Origin of the sequence: Lactococcus sp. S64 (assembly GCF_016516525.1) — a bacterium.
Lineage (GTDB): Bacteria > Bacillota > Bacilli > Lactobacillales > Streptococcaceae > Lactococcus > Lactococcus lactis.
In genome coordinates, this window is sequence record NZ_JACVUQ010000008.1 from 1 (window position 1) to 22,429 (window position 22,429).

The 22,429-nt window shown below is 34.5% G+C and carries 24 protein-coding genes and 1 riboswitch; of the genes, 12 read left to right on the forward strand and 12 right to left on the reverse strand.

The window, feature by feature from the left end:
* The 6 genes from IAE51_RS08960 to IAE51_RS08985 all read left to right on the forward strand — a co-directional run.
* Positions 1 to 645: MucBP domain-containing protein (locus tag IAE51_RS08960; RefSeq protein WP_233611053.1), on the forward strand; the 645-nt coding region annotated here is incomplete at its 5' end.
* A gap of 93 nt (positions 646 to 738) precedes the next feature.
* Entirely contained in the window at positions 739 to 1,041 is a 303-nt protein-coding gene (locus tag IAE51_RS08965) for a helix-turn-helix transcriptional regulator (protein ID WP_003130388.1), read from the forward strand.
* A gap of 91 nt (positions 1,042 to 1,132) precedes the next feature.
* On the forward strand, positions 1,133 to 2,308 hold the full coding sequence (locus IAE51_RS08970) for an NADH-dependent flavin oxidoreductase (RefSeq protein WP_033899386.1): 1,176 nt from the start codon (positions 1,133 to 1,135) through the stop codon (positions 2,306 to 2,308).
* 171 nt (positions 2,309 to 2,479) lie between these two features.
* Positions 2,480 to 3,019: a DUF1440 domain-containing protein gene (locus tag IAE51_RS08975; protein WP_012898282.1), complete on the forward strand. Its 540-nt coding sequence runs from the start codon at positions 2,480 to 2,482 to the stop codon at positions 3,017 to 3,019.
* Between the two features lie 270 nt (positions 3,020 to 3,289).
* On the forward strand, positions 3,290 to 3,448 hold the full coding sequence (locus IAE51_RS08980) for a hypothetical protein (protein WP_012898283.1): 159 nt from the start codon (positions 3,290 to 3,292) through the stop codon (positions 3,446 to 3,448).
* A 218-nt stretch (positions 3,449 to 3,666) separates the two neighbouring features.
* A complete protein-coding gene (locus IAE51_RS08985) occupies positions 3,667 to 4,308 on the forward strand; it encodes a CPBP family intramembrane glutamic endopeptidase (RefSeq protein WP_033899381.1) in 642 nt (213 codons plus the stop codon).
* Positions 4,309 to 4,395: 87 nt separating this feature from the next.
* On the opposite strand, the gene IAE51_RS08990 is transcribed toward IAE51_RS08985, so the two are convergent.
* From IAE51_RS08990 to IAE51_RS09040, 11 genes are all read right to left on the reverse strand, one after another.
* Entirely contained in the window at positions 4,396 to 5,544 is a 1,149-nt protein-coding gene (locus IAE51_RS08990; RefSeq protein WP_129881029.1) for an LCP family protein, read from the reverse strand.
* A 28-nt stretch (positions 5,545 to 5,572) separates the two neighbouring features.
* Complete coding sequence (locus IAE51_RS08995) at positions 5,573 to 6,370, reverse strand: ABC transporter ATP-binding protein (RefSeq protein ID WP_017864868.1); 798 nt, start codon at positions 6,368 to 6,370, stop codon at positions 5,573 to 5,575.
* Positions 6,371 to 6,387: 17 nt separating this feature from the next.
* Positions 6,388 to 8,145 (reverse strand): ABC transporter permease subunit, encoded by a 1,758-nt coding sequence (locus IAE51_RS09000; protein WP_017864869.1) that lies wholly within the window; start codon positions 8,143 to 8,145, stop codon positions 6,388 to 6,390.
* 56 nt (positions 8,146 to 8,201) lie between these two features.
* A riboswitch (M-box (ykoK) riboswitch) is annotated at positions 8,202 to 8,371 on the reverse strand.
* A gap of 119 nt (positions 8,372 to 8,490) precedes the next feature.
* Positions 8,491 to 9,444: a carbamate kinase gene (arcC, locus tag IAE51_RS09005; RefSeq protein ID WP_039115770.1), complete on the reverse strand. Its 954-nt coding sequence runs from the start codon at positions 9,442 to 9,444 to the stop codon at positions 8,491 to 8,493.
* 24 nt (positions 9,445 to 9,468) lie between these two features.
* The gene (aguA, locus tag IAE51_RS09010; RefSeq protein WP_023164426.1) at positions 9,469 to 10,569 is read right to left on the reverse strand and encodes an agmatine deiminase; all 1,101 of its coding nucleotides are present in this window, start codon (positions 10,567 to 10,569) and stop codon (positions 9,469 to 9,471) included.
* A gap of 10 nt (positions 10,570 to 10,579) precedes the next feature.
* On the reverse strand, positions 10,580 to 11,941 hold the full coding sequence (locus IAE51_RS09015; RefSeq protein WP_200095211.1) for an APC family permease: 1,362 nt from the start codon (positions 11,939 to 11,941) through the stop codon (positions 10,580 to 10,582).
* 15 nt (positions 11,942 to 11,956) lie between these two features.
* Positions 11,957 to 12,979, reverse strand: coding sequence for a putrescine carbamoyltransferase (ptcA, locus tag IAE51_RS09020; RefSeq protein WP_017864873.1), 1,023 nt, complete (start codon positions 12,977 to 12,979; stop codon positions 11,957 to 11,959).
* A gap of 233 nt (positions 12,980 to 13,212) precedes the next feature.
* On the reverse strand, positions 13,213 to 14,043 hold the full coding sequence (locus IAE51_RS09025; RefSeq protein WP_225509997.1) for a LuxR C-terminal-related transcriptional regulator: 831 nt from the start codon (positions 14,041 to 14,043) through the stop codon (positions 13,213 to 13,215).
* A 328-nt stretch (positions 14,044 to 14,371) separates the two neighbouring features.
* A complete protein-coding gene (locus IAE51_RS09030; RefSeq protein ID WP_023164428.1) occupies positions 14,372 to 15,775 on the reverse strand; it encodes an LCP family protein in 1,404 nt (467 codons plus the stop codon).
* 77 nt (positions 15,776 to 15,852) lie between these two features.
* On the reverse strand, positions 15,853 to 16,515 hold the full coding sequence (gene cmk / locus IAE51_RS09035; protein ID WP_003130902.1) for a (d)CMP kinase: 663 nt from the start codon (positions 16,513 to 16,515) through the stop codon (positions 15,853 to 15,855).
* Between the two features lie 82 nt (positions 16,516 to 16,597).
* Complete coding sequence (locus IAE51_RS09040) at positions 16,598 to 17,113, reverse strand: SAG1386/EF1546 family surface-associated protein (RefSeq protein ID WP_023164429.1); 516 nt, start codon at positions 17,111 to 17,113, stop codon at positions 16,598 to 16,600.
* Between the two features lie 46 nt (positions 17,114 to 17,159).
* Between IAE51_RS09040 and IAE51_RS09045 the strand changes: the two genes are divergently transcribed.
* The 5 genes from IAE51_RS09045 (at position 17,160) to IAE51_RS09065 (ending at position 20,980) form a co-directional block, all read left to right on the forward strand.
* On the forward strand, positions 17,160 to 17,363 hold the full coding sequence (locus IAE51_RS09045) for a ferredoxin (RefSeq protein WP_010906103.1): 204 nt from the start codon (positions 17,160 to 17,162) through the stop codon (positions 17,361 to 17,363).
* Positions 17,364 to 17,631: 268 nt separating this feature from the next.
* The gene (locus tag IAE51_RS09050; protein ID WP_003130898.1) at positions 17,632 to 18,621 is read left to right on the forward strand and encodes a PTS sugar transporter subunit IIB; all 990 of its coding nucleotides are present in this window, start codon (positions 17,632 to 17,634) and stop codon (positions 18,619 to 18,621) included.
* 78 nt (positions 18,622 to 18,699) lie between these two features.
* The gene (locus tag IAE51_RS09055) at positions 18,700 to 19,512 is read left to right on the forward strand and encodes a PTS mannose/fructose/sorbose transporter subunit IIC (protein ID WP_015426886.1); all 813 of its coding nucleotides are present in this window, start codon (positions 18,700 to 18,702) and stop codon (positions 19,510 to 19,512) included.
* A gap of 18 nt (positions 19,513 to 19,530) precedes the next feature.
* Positions 19,531 to 20,454 carry a PTS system mannose/fructose/sorbose family transporter subunit IID gene (locus IAE51_RS09060; protein ID WP_015426887.1) on the forward strand — a complete coding sequence of 308 codons (924 nt, stop codon included), beginning with the start codon at positions 19,531 to 19,533 and terminating at the stop codon, positions 20,452 to 20,454.
* 142 nt (positions 20,455 to 20,596) lie between these two features.
* Complete coding sequence (locus IAE51_RS09065; protein ID WP_003130895.1) at positions 20,597 to 20,980, forward strand: DUF956 family protein; 384 nt, start codon at positions 20,597 to 20,599, stop codon at positions 20,978 to 20,980.
* 25 nt (positions 20,981 to 21,005) lie between these two features.
* Here the strand turns inward: IAE51_RS09065 and IAE51_RS09070 are convergent, their stop codons facing one another.
* Entirely contained in the window at positions 21,006 to 21,701 is a 696-nt protein-coding gene (locus tag IAE51_RS09070) for a YitT family protein (RefSeq protein WP_023189726.1), read from the reverse strand.
* 148 nt (positions 21,702 to 21,849) lie between these two features.
* Here IAE51_RS09070 and IAE51_RS09075 point away from each other — a divergent pair, with 148 nt between their 5' ends.
* Entirely contained in the window at positions 21,850 to 22,221 is a 372-nt protein-coding gene (locus tag IAE51_RS09075) for a DUF956 family protein (protein WP_033899361.1), read from the forward strand.
* Positions 22,222 to 22,429 lie beyond the last annotated feature (208 nt).

Sequence of the window (22,429 nt, forward strand, 5' to 3'; positions counted from 1 at the left end):
CAAACCGTTACCTATATCTATACTAAAAATCCAATCGAAATAAAAACTGGATCAGTAACTATTAAGTATGTTGATACAAACGGAAATTCCATTTCTGATGTAATTACAAAATCTGGAAATGTAGGGTCTTCTTTTGATAGTGAACAAAAAATTATTTTGGGCTACACTTTTAAAGAAGTTCAAGGAAATAAAAGTGGACTATTTTCAACTACTCCTCAAACCGTTACCTATATCTATACTAAAAATCCAATCGAAATAAAAACTGGAACAGTGACTATTAAGTATATTGATACAAATGGAAATTCCATTTCTGACGAAATTACAAAATCTGGAAATGTAGGGTCTTTATACACTAGCGAACAAAAGAAAATTTTAGGATATAATTTCAAGGAAATTAAAGGAATTGCGGAGGGACAATTTACAATTGAATCCCAAACTGTAACCTACGTTTATACAAAGATTTCAACTCCTACAATAATCAAAACTTCTGTAATTCCACCTAAAACTTTATCAGTAAAAACCCTACCAAAAGAATCTTTACCCGAAACTGGCGATAAATTTTTTGGCTTCACTTTACTTTCAGGAAGTCTTCTAATTCTCGTTAGCACTACCCTTTATCTATTGAAATCTAGAAAATATAAATAATAAAAAAGAGAAGTTATTAGTAACTTCTTTTTTTATTTTGTTTAAAATAATCTTTTATATTGACATATCGTATTTTTTCGATATAATAGTTTTATGGAAAATGTGGAAACTTTTAAAACCCTATCAAATGAATATCGATTGAAGATTCTTACTTTACTTAAAGAACCAAAAAAACATTTCTACAACGAAACTAAAGTAGATGAAGTTGAAACGGGTGTTTGTGTAGGTGAAATCCAAAAATTACTGAACTTAACTCAGTCTACTACTTCTCATTATTTATCTATGTTAGAAAAAGACAATTTATTAATTGCTACTCGCATTGGTAAATGGACCTATTATCGTCGAAATGAGGAGATGATTTCCGATTTTAAAAATTTCATATTAGAAGAGTTATAATTAACTTTCTTTTTACTTCTTCATATCGATATTTCTCGAATTATAGTTTTAATAATCTACTTTCCAAATATAATAATAACAGGATAAAAATATGCCAAATCAATTAACTGATCATGTTACCTTACGTCATGGGGCAACTTTAAACAACCGTATTGTAATGTCTCCAATGCAAACTCATTCTGGTTTAAAAGGTGGTTTCGCTTCTGATGATACTATTCAATATTACTCTGCCCGTTCACAAGCGGCAGGTATGTTAATTACAGAATTCCATTATGTAAGTGAAAATGGTGGACCAGCATATGTGCCAGGATATCCTGAACAATTAGGAGCTTATTCTGACGCTCATCTTGAAGGACTACGAAAAACTGCACAGGCTCTAAAAAAAGATGGAAATAAAGCTATTCTTCAAATTCATCATGCTGGGCGAGCCGCTGTAGGACGTCATGTTAATGGATTAGATGTGGTGGCTCCTTCTGCTATCGATTTTTCTTTCTTAGATTACCCTGTTCGTGAACTCACACTAACAGAGATTGATGATATTATTCTTGATTTTGGTAAAGCCACAAAACGGGCAATTGATGCCGGCTTTGACGGTGTTGAAATTCATGGTGCCAATCATTATTTAATTCAACAATTTTTCTCAAAACTTTCTAATCTTCGCACAGATAAATGGGGTGGTTCACTGGAAAATCGAATGGCCTTTCCGCTAGCTGTTGTTAAAGAAGTAAAAGCAATCGTTGATGAATATGCTCCTAAAGACTTTATCATTGGTTACCGTATTTCTCCTGAAGAACTTCATGGAAAAAATGTTGGCTATGATTATAAAGAAGCTCTCTCACTTATCTCTGAAGTAATTAAATATGAACTTGATTATATCCATCTTTCATTATGGGCAGGATACAATTCTAAACCTGAAAATAGCGAAAAATCTTATGCTGAACTTTTTAGAGAAATCTTAGATGATAAAACAAAACTTCTTATTGTCGGTGGTATTTTTGGGGAGGATACAGCGACTGATGCGATTGAAAACTATGCTGATTTAATTGCTGTTGCTCGTGGAACTTTGATTGACCCTAACTTTGCTAAAAAAGTTACTGAAGGAAAAGGGGACACAATTCTTCATAAGATTAGTCCGGAAACAGTTGAGTATTCTCACTTAACTCCTGGATTACTTGAAGCCTTTAGCCGTGAAGATTCTCTTGGCTTACCTCCTTTACCCGGAGGCGAATCAATCAGGACTTTGCATACAGGAAAGTACGATATATAATTATTTCCTCACAGAAATTTCTGTGGGGATTTTTAAATATCTAGTAGCAATTTTTTTACTTCCTTTGTTTACAATTTTGGAAGATAGCATCAAAAACACTGAATCCTCTGGTATTTTTGAATTACATTTAACTTTTTGTTAGAATAGAGGACATAAGAAAGGAGTATTAATATGTTCTCATTAAGAAAACCAATTGCTTCTCTAAAAGAAATTATTCTCAAAAGCATTTGGTTCGGATTTATTTCAGGTATGATTTCTGGAATGGTTAAAATTGGTTGGGAAGCAATTCTTCCGCCACGAACTATTGCTCGTAATTTAACCAACCCTCCACAACATATGATGGAACAGTTTGGTGTGCCATCTTCTCTCACCCACTCATACATTTTATATTCTCAAGATCAAAAAGTATTTTGGTTCTCTTTGATTCTTCACTTTAGTTTTTCAATTTTCTTTGCTGCATTATTTATTTTTATAGCGCAATACTGGAAAGCTATCACTTTATGGCAAGGTGCTGCTTATGGTATTGTAATATGGATTATCTGGCATATTATCTTAATGCCAGCTATGGGAACAGTTCCTGCTCCTTGGAACCAACCTTTCGACGAACACTTTTCTGAGTTCTTTGGACATATTGTTTGGGCCTGGGCCATTGCAGCGTGCACCTACTATTTAATAGCTAAAGATAAAAAAGGACACTTAGAAAATATTTAATATAGTAGAAGGATTATTCCTTCTTTTTTATTTTTTTTAGTTCTTTTTCAGAAAAATATTGCCCTGTTTATCTCTAAAAGGATTGGATTAACAGATATTTTATCAAAATATCATAAACCTGATTTTAAATTTCAATCTAAGGGCAAATACTTTATTACCTATTAATTTTCTCGTATATTGCAAATACTTTGTTTTTGTGTTAAACTGAACTTGGAATTTCGTTGTGATTGTTATAGTCCCTTTCGTTAAAAAAAGAAAGGAGAATGTATTATGATGACATACACTAACAAAAATAAATTTTTTGAGTATAGTATTCAACTTGATACTTCAAAAAATGTGTTTCAAGCTTTTTTGGCTAACAAACCTCAAATTTTTGGTATTGGTAATACAATTGAAGAAGCAACACACAATTTAGAAAAAATAGTATAGGAGAATAAGTCAATGGATGAACATCCCTCACCGTAAAAGTATCTACTTTAGGATATAGAGTAGGTGCTTTTTTTGTTGTCAAATTTTTTCAAATACACTTTTAAGCTACCTATTTTTATCCATTGTTTATATTCCTTAAAAAATTTTTATTCATGTTATACTTATTTAAATAGCTTTATTAGGCTTGTCAATCTATCTAAATTTTGGAGGTTTCTCTTTTGAAAAAACTTTTTACCGCACCTATGAGCAAATCAGCAGTTCCTCTATCACTGATTTTACTATTAGCTGGGTTTTTAGCATTATCTTTTGGGCTGCCAGTTATTGCTCCTTTTTCCTTAGCTATTGCTGGATTTATCAGCCTTTACATTCTTTTTGGAAAAAAGGGAATTTCTTACACTTTTTCTAAACCTCAAAAAATAGTGAGTACTTATTTTGCTGGACTTATAGGTGCTTATATCTTTGCTGGAGTTGGCATTCTAATTACTAAAATACTATTAGGAAGTTCTCCAAATTCTAATCCAGTAGCAGATGGAATGACTATTTTTGGACTTCTTAAGACAATTCCTATGCTTTTAGGGGAAGAGTTAATTACAATAATTTTACTTATAATTATCGCAAATTTATTAGGTGGAACACGCAAAGCTTTAATTGTTGCGGTTATCATATCCACTTTAATATTCGGATTTCTACATTTACCTACTTACGACTGGAATTTTGCCCAAGTTATTTTTATTATTGCAGCCGCGAGAATTCCCTTTACCCTTGCCTCTTTAAGGAGCGACTCCTTGTATACAGGTTTACTTATTCATATTACCTATGATTGGATTATTTTTATCCTCGTAATCCTATCACATCACTAATTCATTCTGTGATTGCCCTTCTAATTGTAAATATTTTATTAAGTAATTAAGATAAATAGCTCCTATGATAGGGGCTATTTATCTTAATTACTTAATAAAACCATTTGAAGTCTTAATATTAGGCAGAGGACCAGTAGTTGTATTACCGCTTGTCCCAATATATGTATTTCCATTCGTTGAAGTATCTTCTTGTGCTTCAGCTTCTGGATTCTGGACTGTATAGTCACTTTGATAAAGATAGTCACCATTTGTATGGAAGGAATATCCATTGTTATCAGTCTCATTTTTATGATCTAATTCGAGAGAGACTCTTAATTTATGACTGACAAATTTGATACTATCTTTATAGAGTTCTACCATACTTCTTCCTTGGTTACTGAAAGTTCTCCAATCAAAAGTTAATTGTTGTTTAGAGTAATTACTAAAAGTTAAAGCGTTAGAAATAAGCTCTTTAATATCTTTTGGTGTGATATCAGTCTGAATATTATCATCTAAAGAATCAATAATAGAATATAAATTAGTGAAAGAAGTCATTGATTTTAACTTTTCCTCAACTGCTGAAATTACCTTTTGTTGCCTGAAACCTCTCATAATATCTGTATCTACATGTCGTTCTCTAGCATATGAAAGAGCCTTGGCACCATCTAAGTGTTGCTTACCTGAATTAAACTTTATAGACTCAATACCACTTTCATCAGTACCCATAAATGACTTTTCAACATCAATATCAATTCCACCTATAGCATCAATAAGCTTAATAAATGAATTGAAATTAAAAACACAATAATGATCAATAGGAATATTAAAAGTTTTTTCTACCGTGTTAACTGAAGCCGAAGGTCCTCCATAAGTATAGGCAGCTTCTATCCGTTGCATACCTTTGTATGATTTTGAATCAATTTGAACAAAACTATCGCGAGGGATACTACAAAAAGTTGTCGTTTTTGTTTTTTTGTTAATTGTAATAATCATCATCGCATCCGTTCGCGTCGTTCCCAAATTTCTCTCTTGAGTATTATCTAAACCCATGATCAAAAATGACTCTGTATCTTTATGTTTCTCAGATTTATAGTTATTATCAACTTTATGATAACCCTTGTCTAATATATTATTTAAGCGATGATTGGCCATAGCGATATACCCGAATACTCCAACTGCTATTATTATTACTAGAGATATGAGAAATCCGACCATTTTTTTTATTTTATTATTTCTTTTTCTCCTATGTGGAATCATATTAATGTTTCTTCCTTTCTTTTACCTACTAAAAATTTTTATTAACCTTAAGTTCTGTCATGACTACCATCTCATTAGTAATTTCTTCAACAATACTTGAGATACTACTTATAGTTCTTTGATTTCTTGGGATATCAATGTTGTAAACTTTCGCAATCCTCCCTGGATTTGAATCTAACAATATAATCCTATCAGACATCTGCACTGCTTGTTCTATATCGTGCGTAATCATTACAATTGATTTTGTGACAATTTGTTGACTTAACCACATACTTATTAGTTGATCTGACAGCTGTTTGGATGTTACAACATCTAAAGCAGAAAAAGGTTCATCAAGTAATAATAATGTAGGTTCTGCGGCTAAAGCTCTAGCAAATCCTACTCTTTGTTTCATTCCGCCAGAAATTTCTCTTGGATATGATTTTTCATTGCCCTCTAGCCCAATCATTTTTATTAGTTTTTTTACTCTATCATTAATTTCATTTTTAGATATTTTCAAATTATTATCTATGCCAAATGAAACATTTTTATAAACATTTAACCATGGGAATAGAGCAAAATTCTGAAAAACCATACTAATGTTTGGATCCGGTTCTTTAATCTTTTTTCCTTCAAAGATGATTTCTCCATGACTTGGATGAACAAGACCAGCTAAACTTCTCAATAATGTCGATTTCCCTGCTCCTGATTGTCCAATAAGACTTACAAATTCTCCTTCCTTTACGGTAAAGTTTATGTCTTTCAGAACTTGTATATATTTCTTTGATCTTTCTACTCCATAATCTTTGCAGAGTGAAGTTACTTTTATTAAATTTTTCTTTTCCATTCTTATTTCCTCCCTTTTTAATAATGGAATTTTTCTCTAGCATATTTGTAAAGTGGTTGCCAAACGAATATAATACACAATCCTACTACAGCACACATCGCCAAAGTACCAAGTGCTGATTTATCTTTAATTCCATCATTCACAGCAATATATTGCCCTAAGCCAGTAACATTTATTGTTTCTTTACCCCACTGTAGGCTTTCCGCTGCTATATCTGCATTCCATGCTGCTCCCGCAGCATTTATGATAGCTGTTATCAAGTACGGAAACATTGATGGAATGAGATAGCGAGTCCACCACTTAAACTTGGATAATGGAAAAATTTTTGTGACTTCTTTTATATCATCTGGTATTGCTAAATACCCAGCAATAACATTGAAAAAGTAATACCATTGACAACCAACCATGATTAGCGGCAAAATCCACCACTCAAGTTGCTTATACCCTAAACTAATAAAAATTACTATGAATGGAGTATATACGTTTGAAGGAATCGATCCAACAACTTGTCCAATTGGTTGGATAAAGCTTAAACGTCTTTTGTTACTTGCAACCCAAACCCCAAGAGGTGTAAAAATCGCTGCTGCTATAAGCATTGCTAATACTACCCTCAATGTAGTTAAAAGCATTAAGTGAGGGATTATTGAAAAATCTTCATGAGGTAAGAATCTATAAAGTTTAATAGCAGAGATAACAACCGCATACCCTAAAAGGATATACCAAATGATTGAAATATATTTCTTAACTTTTCCTAGATATTTAAAAATAAGATTTATCCTAAGAATATACCAAACTCTAGGTAACTTAAAAATCCAGAAATCTTTTATTTTTTGAATCCATTTCATTAATATTTTTCCAAAATTAGATGCTTTTACTAAATTGTATACAATTGATTTTGGAGGATTACCTTGAGTTGTTCCTTCATCATAACGATAATAATAAGTAGCTTTAACCAAAGGTTGAAAAACTAAGAAATTTAGTATGACGACATTAATAATTAAAGCAATAACAGCGAAACCACAAGCTTTAAAGTCTGCGCGATCTAATGCAACTTGAATATAAGAGCCAATTCCTGGCAAAATTAAAGTTTCAGACTTAGGGATTGCGACGGTAACCTGTTCACTTGCAACAATGGCAAACCATGCTGCTGACTGAGATATGACAAGATTCCATAGTAGGCCTGGAATTGAATATACAAATTCAAGACGCCAAAATTTTTCCCAAGCACTATATCGAAATTGTGATGTTACTTCTTTCAAATCTTTGGGAACTACTTCCATTATTTGGTAAAGTGACAACATGATGTTCCATGCTTGTCCAGTAAATACTGCAAAAATGGCAAGCGCTTCAGCTCCCATTACATTACCTGGATATAATCCAAGTAAAAATGCAGTAGTGAATGTCATGAAACCTAATAAAGGAACTGATTCTAAGAAATTGACCATCGGCAAAATAATTCTTCTTGCAGTTTTAAACTTAATTGCCAATACACCACAAATAACAGAGAATAAAATTGACCACATCATTCCTACAATCATGCGAAACATTGTTCGCATTGAAAAATACGCAAGGTTTCCAATAGATAAAAAATCGTGCATTTTCTTGACATCATCCACTGAACTTTGAGAAGGTAACGATGAAAGGGGTTGGTTAATAGTTATTTGTGTCACAATAAGAATAAATGCAAACAAACAAATAATACCAATTAAAATAAAATCACCCATAATAGATTTTACTTTTGGTTGTTTTGTATCAAGATATTTTCTTCTTGACATAAAAAGCCTCCTTTTCATATAAAGGGAGGCTCTCAAAATCAATAGATTATTAGTCTATTTAATCACGACATTTGAGTTTTGGCTTTCTGAGACGTAAGAAATGATATTTCTAGTTATCTTGGAAAAGCCTTGATTCGACTAGTCCTGCTTTACCCATTATTGTCTCTCGACAGTTTTGAGCGATAACCTATGTTCTTCAGAGTAACCTCACCTAATATGATTAGTTTTTATTTACTACAAAAAAAGTATAGCACTAGCTATACTTTTTGTCAAATTAAAACGGGTAACCTACTTAAATTCTTTTTATTTCAAATTTTAAATAAATTATTTTGAAAAATACTTTTTTTAAACTAAATCGGGTACAATCCGTGTTCCTGCCCCACTTTTAACAAAGTTTTCCACATTTTCAAGTGAAGTAATCGTGGCTTGCTTACCAGTATTTTCGACAAAAGCGACAGCTGCTGCCACTTTTGGTTTCATAGAACCTGCCGCAAAATAACCTTCCTCTAGATATTGACGCATTTCGCTAACTGGTACAACTCCTAACGCTTTTTGGTTGGGTTTACCAAAATTTAAAAAGACATCACCGACAGAGGTAAAAATAACTAGTTCATCAGCATCAACAAGTTCTGCTAATTTTGCTGCCGAAAAATCTTTGTCAATTACCGCTTCAACTCCTTGATATCCCTTATTTTTTTCAATAACAGGAATTCCTCCGCCACCAGATACTGTAACCAAAGCTGATGATTCTAACAATGGTTTAATTGCGTTAGCTTCAACAATTTTGAGAGGTAAAGGTGAAGGAACTACTCTTCGGTAACCTCGTCCAGAATCCTCAATCAATTTCCAATCAGGATATTGAGTCTGAATATTTTTAGCCTCTTCTTGGCTATAAAAAGGTCCAATAGGTTTTGTCGGATTTTTAAAAGCCTCATCATTAGCATCAACTACTGTTCTTGTCACTACAGAAACAAATGGAACATCAGACATTCCATTATTAGCAAGAGCTTCTGTAAAAGCTTGTGCCATCCAATAACCGATTTGCCCTTGAGTCATAGCAACAGCTGTATCAAGTGGCATTGCCGGATTTTTAACTGAATTACTTTCAAGTTGTTGCAAAAGTAAATTACCAACTTGGGGGCCATTTCCATGAGTGACGACCATTTCAACATCATTGTCTTTTATTAAAGGCATTAATTGTTCGGCAGTCTTATTAAGTGCCATAGATTGTGCTTGCGCTGTAGGGTCGCTAGTTAAAATAGCATTCCCCCCTAGAGCAACTACAATACGTTTTGCCATTTTCTGTTAAATCCTCTCTACTCCTTATTTGGCTTTAGGTTGTTGTTGAGTAATACAATGGATATTTCCTCCACCATAAACTACTTCAACAGTGTTCACGCCAACTATTTCGCGGTCTGGAAACATCTCTTGAACTTGTTTTAATGCTAGAGCATCATTTTCATCACCGTATTGTGGTACGATAACTCCTTTGTTTGTAATCAAGAAATTCATATATGAAGCAATACAAATATCTCCGTCTTCACGTGGCATTGTTCCTTCAACTGTATCAATTCTAAATTGTTTTTTAATCGTTACATTTTTAGCTGGACAAGTCAATTTATGAACTTTGAGTTGACGTCCTTTAGCATCTGTCATTTGGCTCAAGCGTTTATAGGCATCTTGTGCTGCTTCATAAAAAGGTGACTTCTCATCCTCAGTATAAATGCATGCAACTTCCCCTGGTGCTACGAAGCAAGCAACATCATCCACGTGACCATTTGTTTCTTCTGGGTCAATTCCATCCCCAAGCCAAAGAATTTTTTCAGCATTCAAATGTTCTTTAAGTTTATTTTCAATGTCCTCTTTGCTCATGTGAGGATTGCGTCCTTCAGATAAAAGGCACATTTCAGTAGTCAAAACTGTTCCTTGACCGTCAACATGGAACGAACCTCCTTCAAGAACAAAATCATCTGTCCGATAAGAGTCAACACGTTCTAATTCACAAACTTTTTGTGCCACTAGATCATCTTGATCCCAAGGAAAATATAGACCATCAACAAGTCCACCCCAAGCGTTAAAAGTCCAGTCATTTGCTCGAAGTTCGCCCTTATCATTAATTACAAAACTTGGCCCACAGTCACGAACCCACGAGTCGTTGTTAGAAACTTCAAGCACACGAACGTCAGCGGGTAATTGATATCGAGCATTTTGATATTGGGATTGTGAAACTAACATTGTTACTGGTGTAAATCTACTAATTGCTTTAGCAACATTAGTAAAGGCAATCTGAACAGGTTTTGCTCCATCACGCCAGTTATCTGGACGTTCGGGCCAGATCATAAAAATTTGATCTTGAGCTTCAAATTCACCAGGCATCCGAAAACCATCTTCTTTTGGTGTTGTACCAATAATACGTTTTGCCATTTTTTCTCTCCTATTTTTTTATTTTTTTAAATTTAATAATTAATTCACCAATCACAATAAAAATAATTGCGCCAATTGTAATCGGTAATTGTTCTGTTAATGATGCCTTATCATATTGCAAGGGTATGGCTGTAAAAATTAATGATATGATAATAATAATCATTGGTAAGGCCATATATACTTTCAAGATTCCGTCACTACCACTCACTTTAAATGGACGTGGAGTCTCAGGGTCAATCTTGCGCAATTTATAAAAAGCAGGGAAGACCGGAATATAACTCAATAAAAATAGTACTAAATTTAGTGAGAAGAATGACCAGAACAAATCTTGGTTGGGTAATAATGGGGCAATCACAACAATAAATGTCGCTACAATCCCATTCATCAAAGCTGCCCCCCAAGAAATTCCATTAGAAGCATGTCTTTTTGAGAAGAATTTAGGCATATCACCATTATCAGCAGCATAACTAGCAATATTATTAACCCCTTGTGACCAAGAAACCATATTACCCACTAAAGTCAGCATAAACAAGAAAGCGATTAAACTAATGAACCAACCTGTCGGTGTACCCAGCATCACTTGGAAACTATCTACCAATCCCGAACTTGTCGATAATTTATCGGTTGGAATAGCAACACCGATCCCAAAGGCCGAAAACATATAAATCGCTGCAATTACGATCCCACCAATGATGATTGATTGTGGGATTTGTTTCTTAGGATTTTCCATACTGTCAGCAAAAGTACAAATGACTTCAAACCCCAGTAAGTTAAAAATGATTACTGAGATAAATGATAGACTATGCAAATCAAAACTTGGAAGTAATGATGCTAAAGTATAATGATTTGCTACTCCCTTAGTCAAAGCTGAATAAACTCCTAAGCCTCCTAATGCTAATGCTAAGAATACCTTAATTACTGCGCCGCCATTTAAAATCCAAACGCTATCACTTACTGGATATAAACTAATCAAAACAATAACCCAGATGAAAATTAATTCAATTAATAGTGAAATACCTGTATTTAATTGAAAGCCAAACATTGTATGCAATAAATCAGGACAAAGTACAGCAAGTGAAGCCATCCATAATGGGAAGTTTACCCAATAAAACCACGAAGCACGCGCTCCCCAACGATGACCAAAGGCTTTTGTAATCCAATCATACAGCCCACCCTCACCAGTATAAGTTGTTCCAAGTTCAGATGTAATTAGACCATAAGGTAAGAGAAAAGCAACGATGAGAACAATCCACCAAAAGAACTGCGAGTTACCAATAGCAGCAACCGGTGCTGCTGCTTCGGCAACAAAAACAACACAAATGACAGAAAGAATAGCACTAAACAGACTAAATTTTTTCTTTCCATTTTCCATAAATGATACACTTTCTTATTTGGCTAAGTAAGCCTCTAACTCAGCCTTAGCTTTGGCTTGTGCTTTCAAATCATAAGGATTTTTTTCAGCATAATCGGACATCAACCAAACAAGGAGGGCACGAATTGAAGTCAAGCGATTTTCGGCTTCGTCAAAACAAATTGAGTTTGGACCATCAATAACCGCATCAACAACTTCTTCACCTCTTGAAGCTGGAAGACAATGCATAAATTTTGTATGTGCTCCTGCTTTTGCCATCATCTCAGGTGTCACTTGATATTTAGGGAAGAAAATTGCTAGACGTTCTTCTTCTGATAGTTCTGCATCATACAAACCGTACCAAACATCTGTATAAAGGAAATCTGCACCAACAATTGATTCTTCATCGTCTGTTACTTCATAAGTACCACCAGAAACCTCACAATTTGCAGCTAATTTTGCTTGATGTTCTTCATTAAGTTGGTAGCCTTTAGGGCCAAAATGAACAAAGTGCATTCCCATTTTAGTTGCGATTAAACCTAATGAGAAACAAACTTGAGTCGCATCACCGACAAAGACAACTTTACAATCTTCTAATTTTTTACCAGCTGGTAAATGTTCAATCATTGTAGTCAAATCACCGACTTCTTGTGTTGGATGATTATAGTCTGACATCCCGTTAAGAACTGGAATGGTTGTATGTTTTGCAAGGTTATTAACTGATTCATGACGATCAACACGCGCCATGATGATATCAAGCAATCTAGAAAGAACTGTGCTTGTATCTTCTATTGTTTCATGACCACCGAGTTGAATTTGACCAGGTGCTAAATATTCTGCATGTCCTCCTAATTGAGTCATAGCTGTTTCAAAGGAAACACGAGTACGAGTTGATGTTTGTTGGAAAATCATTCCTAGTGATTTGTTTTTAAGAAGTGGTGGATAGTAGCCATTTTTAATTGCCGCTTTGATTTTTAAGCCCAATGTTACAATATCAAGAATTTCTTCTTTAGTGTACTCTTCTGTTGTGATGAAATCACGTTTGTTTGTTGTTACCATTTCTTTATTCCTCCTGAATAAAATAGTTATTTGACTTCCCTCTTGGGAACGTTTTCAGTATATCAAGAGCAAAAATATAAAACAATCAACTCTAGGATTTAATCTTTTATAAAAGCCGAAAACCCTTTGATATCAAAGGGTTAAGTAAAAAGGTTTAGTAAGGTTTAGAACTATTTTAACCGCTTTCTTAATTAAAATAAAAATAAACTCCATTAAAAAATGGAGTTTTAGGATTATTGAGTAAGCTCTGATTTTTCAAACGCTTCCCAGACTTCGCAAACTTCTGAACGTTTTTCAACTTGGAGTTTTATAAAAATATTGTGAGTGTGGGTTTTGACTGTTCCTAGAGAAAGATATAATTGATTGGCTATTTCTTGATTGTGTTTACGTTGAAGGAGAAGTTCAAGAATTTCTCCTTCCCGTTGAGTGATTCCATATTTATCCATAAATCTTTCAAAGTAATATTCATCTTCTTCAAAATTACTTACAGAATCATTAGTCTCATTTTTTTCATTTCTAATATCAATGACCGCTACTTCTTCGTTGCCTTTTTGATAATTGGTTAGAAAATATTTAATGGCAATAAGGCAAAGTGAGATATGAAAAATATCTTCTGAAACATTTCTATTATGGATTTTAAGCATATTTGTATGATAAATATCTCTAAAATAAATAATAAAAGTATCTTCTACCACTATAGCTAATCCAAAAAATATTGCTAGGCTTCCAATTAATTTTACATATTTTCCTAAACTGCTTTTAGGAATCATTTTTCGATTATGAATTAATAAATAAATTCCAAGATAGACCGTTAGTAATTGGCTTGGAAAATAATAGAGCCAGACCTTTAGCGCTGAATTTGCCATAAAAGGCACAACAATAAGCCATAAAGCAAAAACAATATAAATACCATATTGATAAGTTGTTATTTTTTCTTCAAATAATTCGGTCACTAATTTTAAGGCAATACCAAAAGTTGCCAAATAATAAATGGTTTCAATGATTGGATTAACCATAAATTGCCGATTATAGTCATTTGCAAATATTTGAAAGGTTTCGGACATGGTCACTATTAAACCGTTTAAAATAAGAAGCAAAAAATAAAGACTTACCAATAAATAATTTTTTTCTCGCTCTTTTAGATACAAGCTTAGAGAAAGTGACATCACGACTGTGTATAAAATTGTCAAAAAAGTAGTATAAATATAATTAAACATCATTGGATTAGACCTACTTATCTTATTATCATACTCATATCATATCATAAAAATACAAATTTATAATTTATTTATAAGCCATTAATCAATAACTAAAGAAAAAAATTGTCATCATTTTTTTCATATGAATATTTAAAATTAAAAATTACTAACAAAACTGTTAGTAATTTTCTCTTTATTGACCAAGAAGTTCTTGGGCTTTCGCTTTGTATTTTGTCATATCAATTGAAAGTCCTAGACCTCCATACATATCATAGGCATTCTCCCAGTCATTGTTAGCTGGAATTGTTGTTGATTTTATACCATTTTTCATATCCAGAAGAGCTGTAATTCCTTTAGTTAAGAAAAATGAATTTGGAATATTCGTCATTGTAACTGCTCTTGTTGTTCCCAACGCACTTGAAGCAGTAAACAATGAGAGTGGATTTTTCATTTTAGACATTACTGTTTCTAAAACTTGTTGTTGACGTTTTACTCGTCCATAATCTCCCTCATCATCATGACGGAATCGGGCATAATTCAAGAGCATTCGTCCATCCATTTTTTGAGTTCCTGGTTTAATCATCATAAATGTTCCACCACCATCAGGATAACCTAAAGCGGCTGCTTCTTCAGCTGTCAAGTCTTTGTCACTTGAAACTTTTCCTTCTGTTGCAGCTAAATCATCGGGAACAGGTACGGCAGAAAGATTCTCACCATTCACAGTCGAAAATTTTGCATCAATTTTTAGGCCAGTTGGGAACAAAGAATCAATAATCGTTGCAAAACTTGAAAAATCGACGACTGCATAATATTGACAATTAATGCCAAAGTTATTTTTCAGTGTCTCACTCATCAAATTCACACCCTGTTTATTGTATTGTTCTCCAATTGTAAAGGCAGAATTTATTTTTGAGTCTGGAGTATTACTTGAGCCGACATCAGGAATATTGACAAGGGTATCACGCATAAAGCTCACGATTTGTGTTTGATGGTTCTTGCCATTGACATGTAAAACCATAATAGTATCGGTATGAGCAACACCTGATGATTGCCATGGTCTTTGGTCTGCTCCTAACAAAAGAATATTTACAGAACCGTCCGAATTTTTTAAACTTGTGAACTTTTCTTGTTTAGCGACGCTTCCCTCATGTTTAACGCCCCTTTGATATCCATAAACAAAGAAACCAATCATGACCGCAATGATCACAACAATAATTGTTAATATTGTTCTTAACCAGTGACGTTTTTTCTTCTTGCCAGATTTAGCTTTTTTAGAAGATTTACTTTCTTTTTTTGATGGTTTATTTCTATTGTTTTCTTGATTTGAAAAACTTTCTCGCGTATTTCTTCGACTAGCATTTCTACCATTAGAAGAGGAAGTATTTTTTTGAAAGCTTTCTGGTTCATAGTCGGAATATTCATATTCTGGCTCGACGTATTCTTCAAATTCCTCGAATTCTTCGGGTTCAGATTGATTTCCAGCTTTTTTTAGTTCATTGAGTAAGTCATAGTACTCTTGACGCTCTCGGATTGTGAGATAATTGATGTTATGTCTCAAATATTCTAAGCGTTTATACTTTTTTTCATTCATTGTCATATTATTATATCAAAGTTTGATAATTCCTGCAAAATCTTACCAATCTTTAGACTATCTAATAATTAAAAAGAACTCATTTACATGAGTTCTTTAGCTTTGTCTTCAATAAATTGAACAATTTCATTAATTGTTTTTCCAGTACTATCAAGTAATATCGCATCTTCTGCTTGTTTCAAAGGAGAAATTGCTCGTGTACTATCTTTGCGGTCTCTTTCCGAAATTTCAATTTTCAAACGCTCAAGATCGGTTGGAATTCCTTTAGACAGATTTTCTTTATAACGTCTTTCAGCTCGTTCATCAACTGAAGCAACAAGGAAAATTTTCAAATCTGCCTTCGGTAAAACAACTGTTCCAATATCACGTCCATCCATGATAATTCCACCATTTTTAGCAATTCTTTGTTGTTCTGCAACCATGAATTCACGAATTTCGGTCATAGCTGAGATTTTAGAAACAGTATTTGTAACTTCATTTGTTCTAATCACTTCTGTAACATTCTCTGATCCCATTAAAACTTCTTGACCTTTTTGACCATTCATAAAAGAAATTGGATTTTTTTCAATAAATTCAATGATTTCTTTTGCATCATCTGTTTCCTTTTGCAAGGCAACAAAAGTAGCTACTCGATACATAGCGCCCGTGTCCAAATAAATTAAGTCAAGATTTCGTGCAATAATTTTAGCAACTGTTGATTTTCCACTTGACGCTGGACCGTCAATTGCAATTTGAATCTTTTTCATAGAATCTCTTTATTTACCTTATTTCCTATTTTAGTTCAATTTTTACTGACAGAATTATGTAAAAAGGTCTGTCAGTGATTTTTTATTTTAATTTTAAAACTTGTCCAGCATGAATAGCTGATCCATCAGCGTTATATCCATCAGCTGTAATTCCATTCAAACTAGCAATCGTTGCCCAAGGAATTCCTGTCTTAGCTGCAATCGTACTTGGATAATCTCCGGTAGCAATTGTATAAGTTGTTCCAGACTCAACGCTACTGCTAGATGATGAGGCAACTGTGCTGCTACTAGCAGGTGGAGTCGCTTCTGTTGAGGAAGAGGCCACGGCTTGACTGGTTGATTCTTCGGTTTTAGCTACTGATGAAGATTGATGAAAACTTTTTGCGATACTAGCTGTATTTCGTACTTGGTTATTCCATAAAATAAATCCAATAGCTAGCCCAACAAGAATAAACATGAGGATAACGAGAAAAGTCAAAAAACGCGTCGTTAACGGACGTTTACTTTCATCTCTACCTCTATCATGTCTTTTCATTTCAGTCGATTCTTCTTTCATCGCACGATAAATTTCATTATTCCAGGGTTCTTTTGTTGACACGACCTTTTCCTTTCAATTTTACTATTTTTTTATTATCATTTCCTATATGAAGATAAAAATAATTCCCGATAAATGTATCGCATGTGGTTTATGTAATCTCCATGCGCCAGAAGTTTTTGATTATCACGATAATGGAATCGTCAAATTTTATGATACGGAGGAAGTTCAAAAAGAATTTTCCGATGATAATTCACTTCTTTTAGCTATAAAATCCTGTCCTACAGGAGCACTTAAAATCGAGAGAGATTAGTGTATTATTTTATCAACTACTATTCTACCATAAGTTTTTCGATTCCTGTTACTTTTCAAAAAGATTTATCTTACTTTGATAATCTTTTTTTATTTACGACCCAAAAAACGCTTTATAAAGCTATCTATACAAATTATTTATAAAGGGTTTCCATTCCTTAAAAAACAAGTGTAATATTTTTATGAAAACATTTGCAAATATTGATTTGAAGTAGTATAATAACTAAGTAATAATTTTTATTATAATCTTATATAGGAGGTTACTCACATTGAGTATCGGAATTGTTATTGCGAGCCATGGTGAATTCGCCGCAGGCATCAAACAATCTGGTTCTATGATTTTCGGAGAGCAAGAAAAAGTACAAGTTGTTACTTTTATGCCTAGCGAAGGACCAACTGATTTGCATGCTAAAATCGAAGCTGCCATCGCAACATTTGATGCTGAAGATGAAGTACTTGTCCTTGCTGACTTATGGAGCGGTTCTCCATTTAATCAAGCAAGTGCAGTGATGGGTGAAAATCCAGAGCGCAAGATTGCTATCATCACAGGCCTCAACCTGCCTATGCTTATCCAAGCCTACACAGAACGCATGATGGATGCGTCTGCCGGGGTGGATAAAGTCGTAGCAAATATTATGAAAGAAGCCAAAGGCGGTATTAAAGTACTACCTGAAGAACTTCAACCTGCTGAAGAAACTGCTGTTGCAGCTGCTCCGGCTGCTGTTCAAGGTGCGATTCCTGAAGGAACAGTCATCGGTGATGGTAAAATTAAAATTAACCTCGCTCGTATTGACTCACGTTTGCTTCACGGACAAGTTGCAACTGCTTGGACTCCAGACTCAAGAGCAAACCGCATCATCGTCGTTTCTGACACCGTTTCTAAAGATGAACTTCGTAAGAAACTCATTGAACAAGCGGCTCCAACTGGTGTAAAAGCTAATGTTATACCAATTAAGAAAATGATTGAAGTTGCTAAAGACCCACGTTTTGGTGACACTAAAGCCCTTCTTCTTTTCGAAACTCCACAAGACGCTCTTGCAACAATCGAAGGTGGCGTACCAATTGAAACATTGAACGTTGGTTCTATGGCTCACTCAACTGGTAAAACAATGCTCAACAAAGTTCTTTCTATGGACAAAGATGACGTTGCTACTTTTGAAAAATTGCGTGACCTCGGAGTTAAATTCGACGTACGTAAAGTTCCAGCTGACTCTAAATCTGACCTCTTTGGTTTGATTAACAAAGCTGACGTACAATAATCAGAATATGCTCGTCTGATATTCTGATTACTAAAATTGAATATTAGGCAGCCAAATAATTAAGGAGATATAAAAAACATGGAATACGGTGTTTTATCTGTAATCTTGGTCATTGTTGTTGCCTTCCTTGCTGGTCTTGAAGGTATCCTTGACCAATGGCAATTCCACCAACCAATTATCGCCTGCTCGCTCATCGGTATTGTTACCGGTCATGCTTCTGCAGGGATTATCCTCGGTGGTTCACTTCAATTGATCGCTCTTGGTTGGGCTAACGTTGGTGCCGCTGTCGCACCCGATGCTGCCCTTGCCTCTGTCGCATCATCTATCTTGATGGTTCAATCAAATAACTTTGACTTGACTCACATCATGGGTACTATCGTTCCTGCTGCTATCTTGCTTGCAACTGCTGGTCTTGTATTGACTACTCTTGTACGTATGCTTTCAGTTGTGCTCGTTCACCAAGCTGACCGTGCTGCTGAAAATGGTTCATACTCAGGTGTTGAAATGTGGCACTTCATCGCGCTTATCTGTCAAGGTTTGCGTATTGCTATCCCTGCTGGACTTCTTTTGGTTATCTCACCAGATGCTATCCAAAAAGCTCTTGCTGCTATTCCTCCAGTTATCTCTGGCGGTCTTGCTGTCGGTGGTGGGATGGTTGTTGCCGTTGGTTATGCAATGGTTATCAACCTTATGGCTACTCGTGAAGTATGGCCATTCTTCTTCCTTGGTTTCGCTCTCGCACCAATCTCTGAATTAACATTGATTGCAACTGGTGTCCTCGGTGTTGTTATTGCTATCGTTTACCTTAACCTCCAAGCTTCTGGTGGTTCTGGAAATGGTACTGCATCTTCATCAGGTGACCCAATTGGCGACATCTTGAACGACTACTAAGAAAGGAGGATCTAAAAAATGTCTGAAAATAAAGTAACTCTTGATAAGAAAATCCGTCGTAGCGTTATGTGGCGTTCAATGTTCCTCCAAGGTTCTTGGAACTACGAACGTATGCAAAATGGTGGTTGGGCTTACTCGCTCATCCCAGCATTGAAAAAACTCTACCCTTCTGGCGAAGAAGCTAAAGAAGCTTTGAAACGTCACTTGGAATTCTTTAATACTCACCCATACGTTGCCGCTCCTATCATCGGTGTAACTCTTGCCCTTGAAGAAGAACGTGCTAACGGTGCTGATATCGATGATGCCGCTATTCAAGGGGTTAAAGTTGGTATGATGGGTCCTCTTGCCGGTATCGGTGACCCTGTCTTCTGGTTTACAGTACGTCCTATCGTTGGTGCGATTGCAGCTTCATTGGCTACTGGTGGATCAATTATCGCTCCACTCTTCTTCTTTATCGTGTGGAACGCTATCCGTATCGCTTTCTTGTGGTACACTCAAGAATTTGGTTATAAATCAGGTTCTGCAATCACTAAAGACCTTGGTGGAGGACTTCTCCAAACTGTTACTAAAGGTGCATCTATCCTTGGTATGTTCGTCCTTGGTGTATTGATTCAACGTTGGGTAACAATTAACTTTAATGGTCCTAACGCTGTTGTTTCAAAAATTCCTTTACAAAAAGGTGCTTATGTAGAATTCCCTAAAGGTTCTGTATCTGGTACACAACTTCATGATATTCTTGGTCAAGTTGGTAACAAACTTTCTCTTGATCCTACAAAAGTAACTTATCTTCAAGATAACTTGAATCAATTGATTCCTGGTCTTGCTGGTTTGCTTATCACATTCCTTTGCATGTGGTTGCTTAAGAAAAAAGTTTCTCCAATCGTTATTATCTTTGGTCTCTTCGTCGTGGGTATCCTCGGTCGTTGGGCTCAAATCATGTAATCGATTTGGTATAAAAAAATCAATCTTTGGATTGGTTTTTTTATTTTATTTTTCTCTAATAAATTGAAGTATTTAAGGCAAGTAAAGCGTTTTTATGGTATAATAGTTTTTAGATTATTAATCTAGGAAATGGAGAGAATCTGTGGCTCAATCACTAAATACTAAGGCTGATTATTCAACAGAAGGAATTGCTTATTTAGGTTTTGCTGAATATGGAAAAATTCTGATTGGTGATGTTGCTTTTGAGTTTTATAATGACCGAAATGTTGAAAAAAATATGACTTTTCCTTGGACGGCAGTGGCTCGTGTTGAGGGTGATGTTTCAAAATCCCTCAAAGGTGAGGTAAAAGTTGGTCGACAATTTTCAATCGTTTTACAAAATGGCTCTAAGGTTCGATTCTCATCGAAAAACTCAGGAACTGTTTTAAAATGGATTCGTCATTATTTAGGAAACGATAAAGTGGTTAAATCCCCTAGTTTCCTCGGAACTTTTAAAAATGCTTTTAAGAGAAAGAAGAAAAAATAAAAATCCCAATCTGGGATTTTTTTTGTTAGTTAGAGCAAGAACATTCATTAGTTGTGCAAGAACAGCTTGACTCATTTTTTATTAATCCAACTTTTTGTAAAATTTGTTGGCGGTATGAGGGTCGTCCGATGAAACGTGTGACTTTACTGAAGATGTAACAAGATAAGAGTGTGACAAAAAAATTTGGAAGGGCAAGATAAGTCACGACTGCTAATAGCATAACTACAATATCAATACCAAAGAGCGTTTTATCTATTTGCACTTTCCACTTGTTTTCAAAAAGTCGCGCAAGTAGAATAGAGCCTCCAAATGTTCCTTGTGATAGAACAACTAAACCTGCACCAATTCCTGAGAGGATTCCGTCTATAATTCCCACAGTAATCAATGAGTCCATTTGAAAGCCAGTAATTCCTATGGCTTCATAAATCATCATCCATCCGCTCATGGCCAGCGCTCCAGGAATGGTCAGTAACAATTCCCGCTGCTCAAGTAGTTTCCAACTCAAAAGAAAGAGTGGAATATTGACTGCAAAAAAAGTCAAAGCTGGATTCATTCCGAAAACAAAGTGAATAAATACTGAAAATCCTGCGATTCCATTGCTAGCCATAGCGTTAGGAACGACAAAAAGTTGAATAGAGAGAATATAAAGGCCTACACCAACTAGTAGTATGAATAGATCTCTGAGAAATAGTCTATCAATTTTTACTCCGATTAAAGTCATTTTACCTCCTTTATTAGTTTTTTCTTATAATCTAATGATAACATTTTTATATTTATTCTTTAAACCATATCCCTCGTTGGGCCTATTTTTATTATCTTCTTTAGTTCTTGATATAATATAGATATGTTATAATACAGGTATAAACGAAATGAGGGCGATTTTGGCAACTAATAATTCTGAAATTTTTTATGAAACAAAAGGAACAGCCTATTTAGGTGTGGTTGAAAATGGAAAAATTATCTTGGGTGATGCTGGTTTTGAATTTGAATATAAAAATCCACGCCGAGGACAAAATATTTTCTTTACTTGGTCAAGTATTAAAAGCGCCGAAGTTGATGTTTCAATCAGTGGAAAACTTGGTCAGCAGTTTTCTTTGATTTTAGACACTCAAGCTAAGGTACGATTTTCTTCTAAGGATTCCGGATCTATTTTGAAAAAAGTTGCTGAATATGTGGGTAAAGAAAATATTGTCAGAGCACCTAGTTTGCTTGACCCTTTCCGTCGCGCTTTCAAAAAGTAATGATTGATTTTAAAATGATGATTTTAAAAATTTTTGACAAAGTAATTCACAAAATGGTAAAATAAATCTAGAAATGGGTCTTATTAAATTTTTTTAGAGAGCTTGTGGTGCTGAAAACAAGTAAAATGAAATAATGACTTTCTACTTCTGTTAATTTTCTCATGAAAATGAGAACGTCTGCTTACGTTACAAGCGACTTGAGTTCTAT

Bases quoted from the DNA above. Each gene is read 5' to 3' on its own strand.
- IAE51_RS08965 (WP_003130388.1), top strand. From the start codon at position 739: ATGGAAAATGTGGAAACTTTTAAAACCCTATCAAATGAATATCGATTG.
- IAE51_RS08970 (WP_033899386.1), top strand. From the start codon at position 1,133: ATGCCAAATCAATTAACTGATCATGTTACCTTACGTCATGGGGCAACT.
- IAE51_RS08975 (WP_012898282.1), top strand. From the start codon at position 2,480: ATGTTCTCATTAAGAAAACCAATTGCTTCTCTAAAAGAAATTATTCTC.
- IAE51_RS08980 (WP_012898283.1), top strand. From the start codon at position 3,290: ATGATGACATACACTAACAAAAATAAATTTTTTGAGTATAGTATTCAA.
- IAE51_RS08990 (WP_129881029.1), bottom strand. From the start codon at position 5,544: ATGATTCCACATAGGAGAAAAAGAAATAATAAAATAAAAAAAATGGTC.
- IAE51_RS08995 (WP_017864868.1), bottom strand. From the start codon at position 6,370: ATGGAAAAGAAAAATTTAATAAAAGTAACTTCACTCTGCAAAGATTAT.
- IAE51_RS09000 (WP_017864869.1), bottom strand. From the start codon at position 8,145: ATGTCAAGAAGAAAATATCTTGATACAAAACAACCAAAAGTAAAATCT.
- arcC (WP_039115770.1), bottom strand. From the start codon at position 9,444: ATGGCAAAACGTATTGTAGTTGCTCTAGGGGGGAATGCTATTTTAACT.
- aguA (WP_023164426.1), bottom strand. From the start codon at position 10,569: ATGGCAAAACGTATTATTGGTACAACACCAAAAGAAGATGGTTTTCGG.
- IAE51_RS09015 (WP_200095211.1), bottom strand. From the start codon at position 11,941: ATGGAAAATGGAAAGAAAAAATTTAGTCTGTTTAGTGCTATTCTTTCT.
- ptcA (WP_017864873.1), bottom strand. From the start codon at position 12,979: ATGGTAACAACAAACAAACGTGATTTCATCACAACAGAAGAGTACACT.
- IAE51_RS09025 (WP_225509997.1), bottom strand. From the start codon at position 14,043: ATGTCCGAAACCTTTCAAATATTTGCAAATGACTATAATCGGCAATTT.
- IAE51_RS09030 (WP_023164428.1), bottom strand. From the start codon at position 15,775: ATGACAATGAATGAAAAAAAGTATAAACGCTTAGAATATTTGAGACAT.
- cmk (WP_003130902.1), bottom strand. From the start codon at position 16,515: ATGAAAAAGATTCAAATTGCAATTGACGGTCCAGCGTCAAGTGGAAAA.
- IAE51_RS09045 (WP_010906103.1), top strand. From the start codon at position 17,160: ATGAAGATAAAAATAATTCCCGATAAATGTATCGCATGTGGTTTATGT.
- IAE51_RS09055 (WP_015426886.1), top strand. From the start codon at position 18,700: ATGGAATACGGTGTTTTATCTGTAATCTTGGTCATTGTTGTTGCCTTC.
- IAE51_RS09060 (WP_015426887.1), top strand. From the start codon at position 19,531: ATGTCTGAAAATAAAGTAACTCTTGATAAGAAAATCCGTCGTAGCGTT.
- IAE51_RS09070 (WP_023189726.1), bottom strand. From the start codon at position 21,701: ATGACTTTAATCGGAGTAAAAATTGATAGACTATTTCTCAGAGATCTA.
- IAE51_RS09075 (WP_033899361.1), top strand. From the start codon at position 21,850: ATGAGGGCGATTTTGGCAACTAATAATTCTGAAATTTTTTATGAAACA.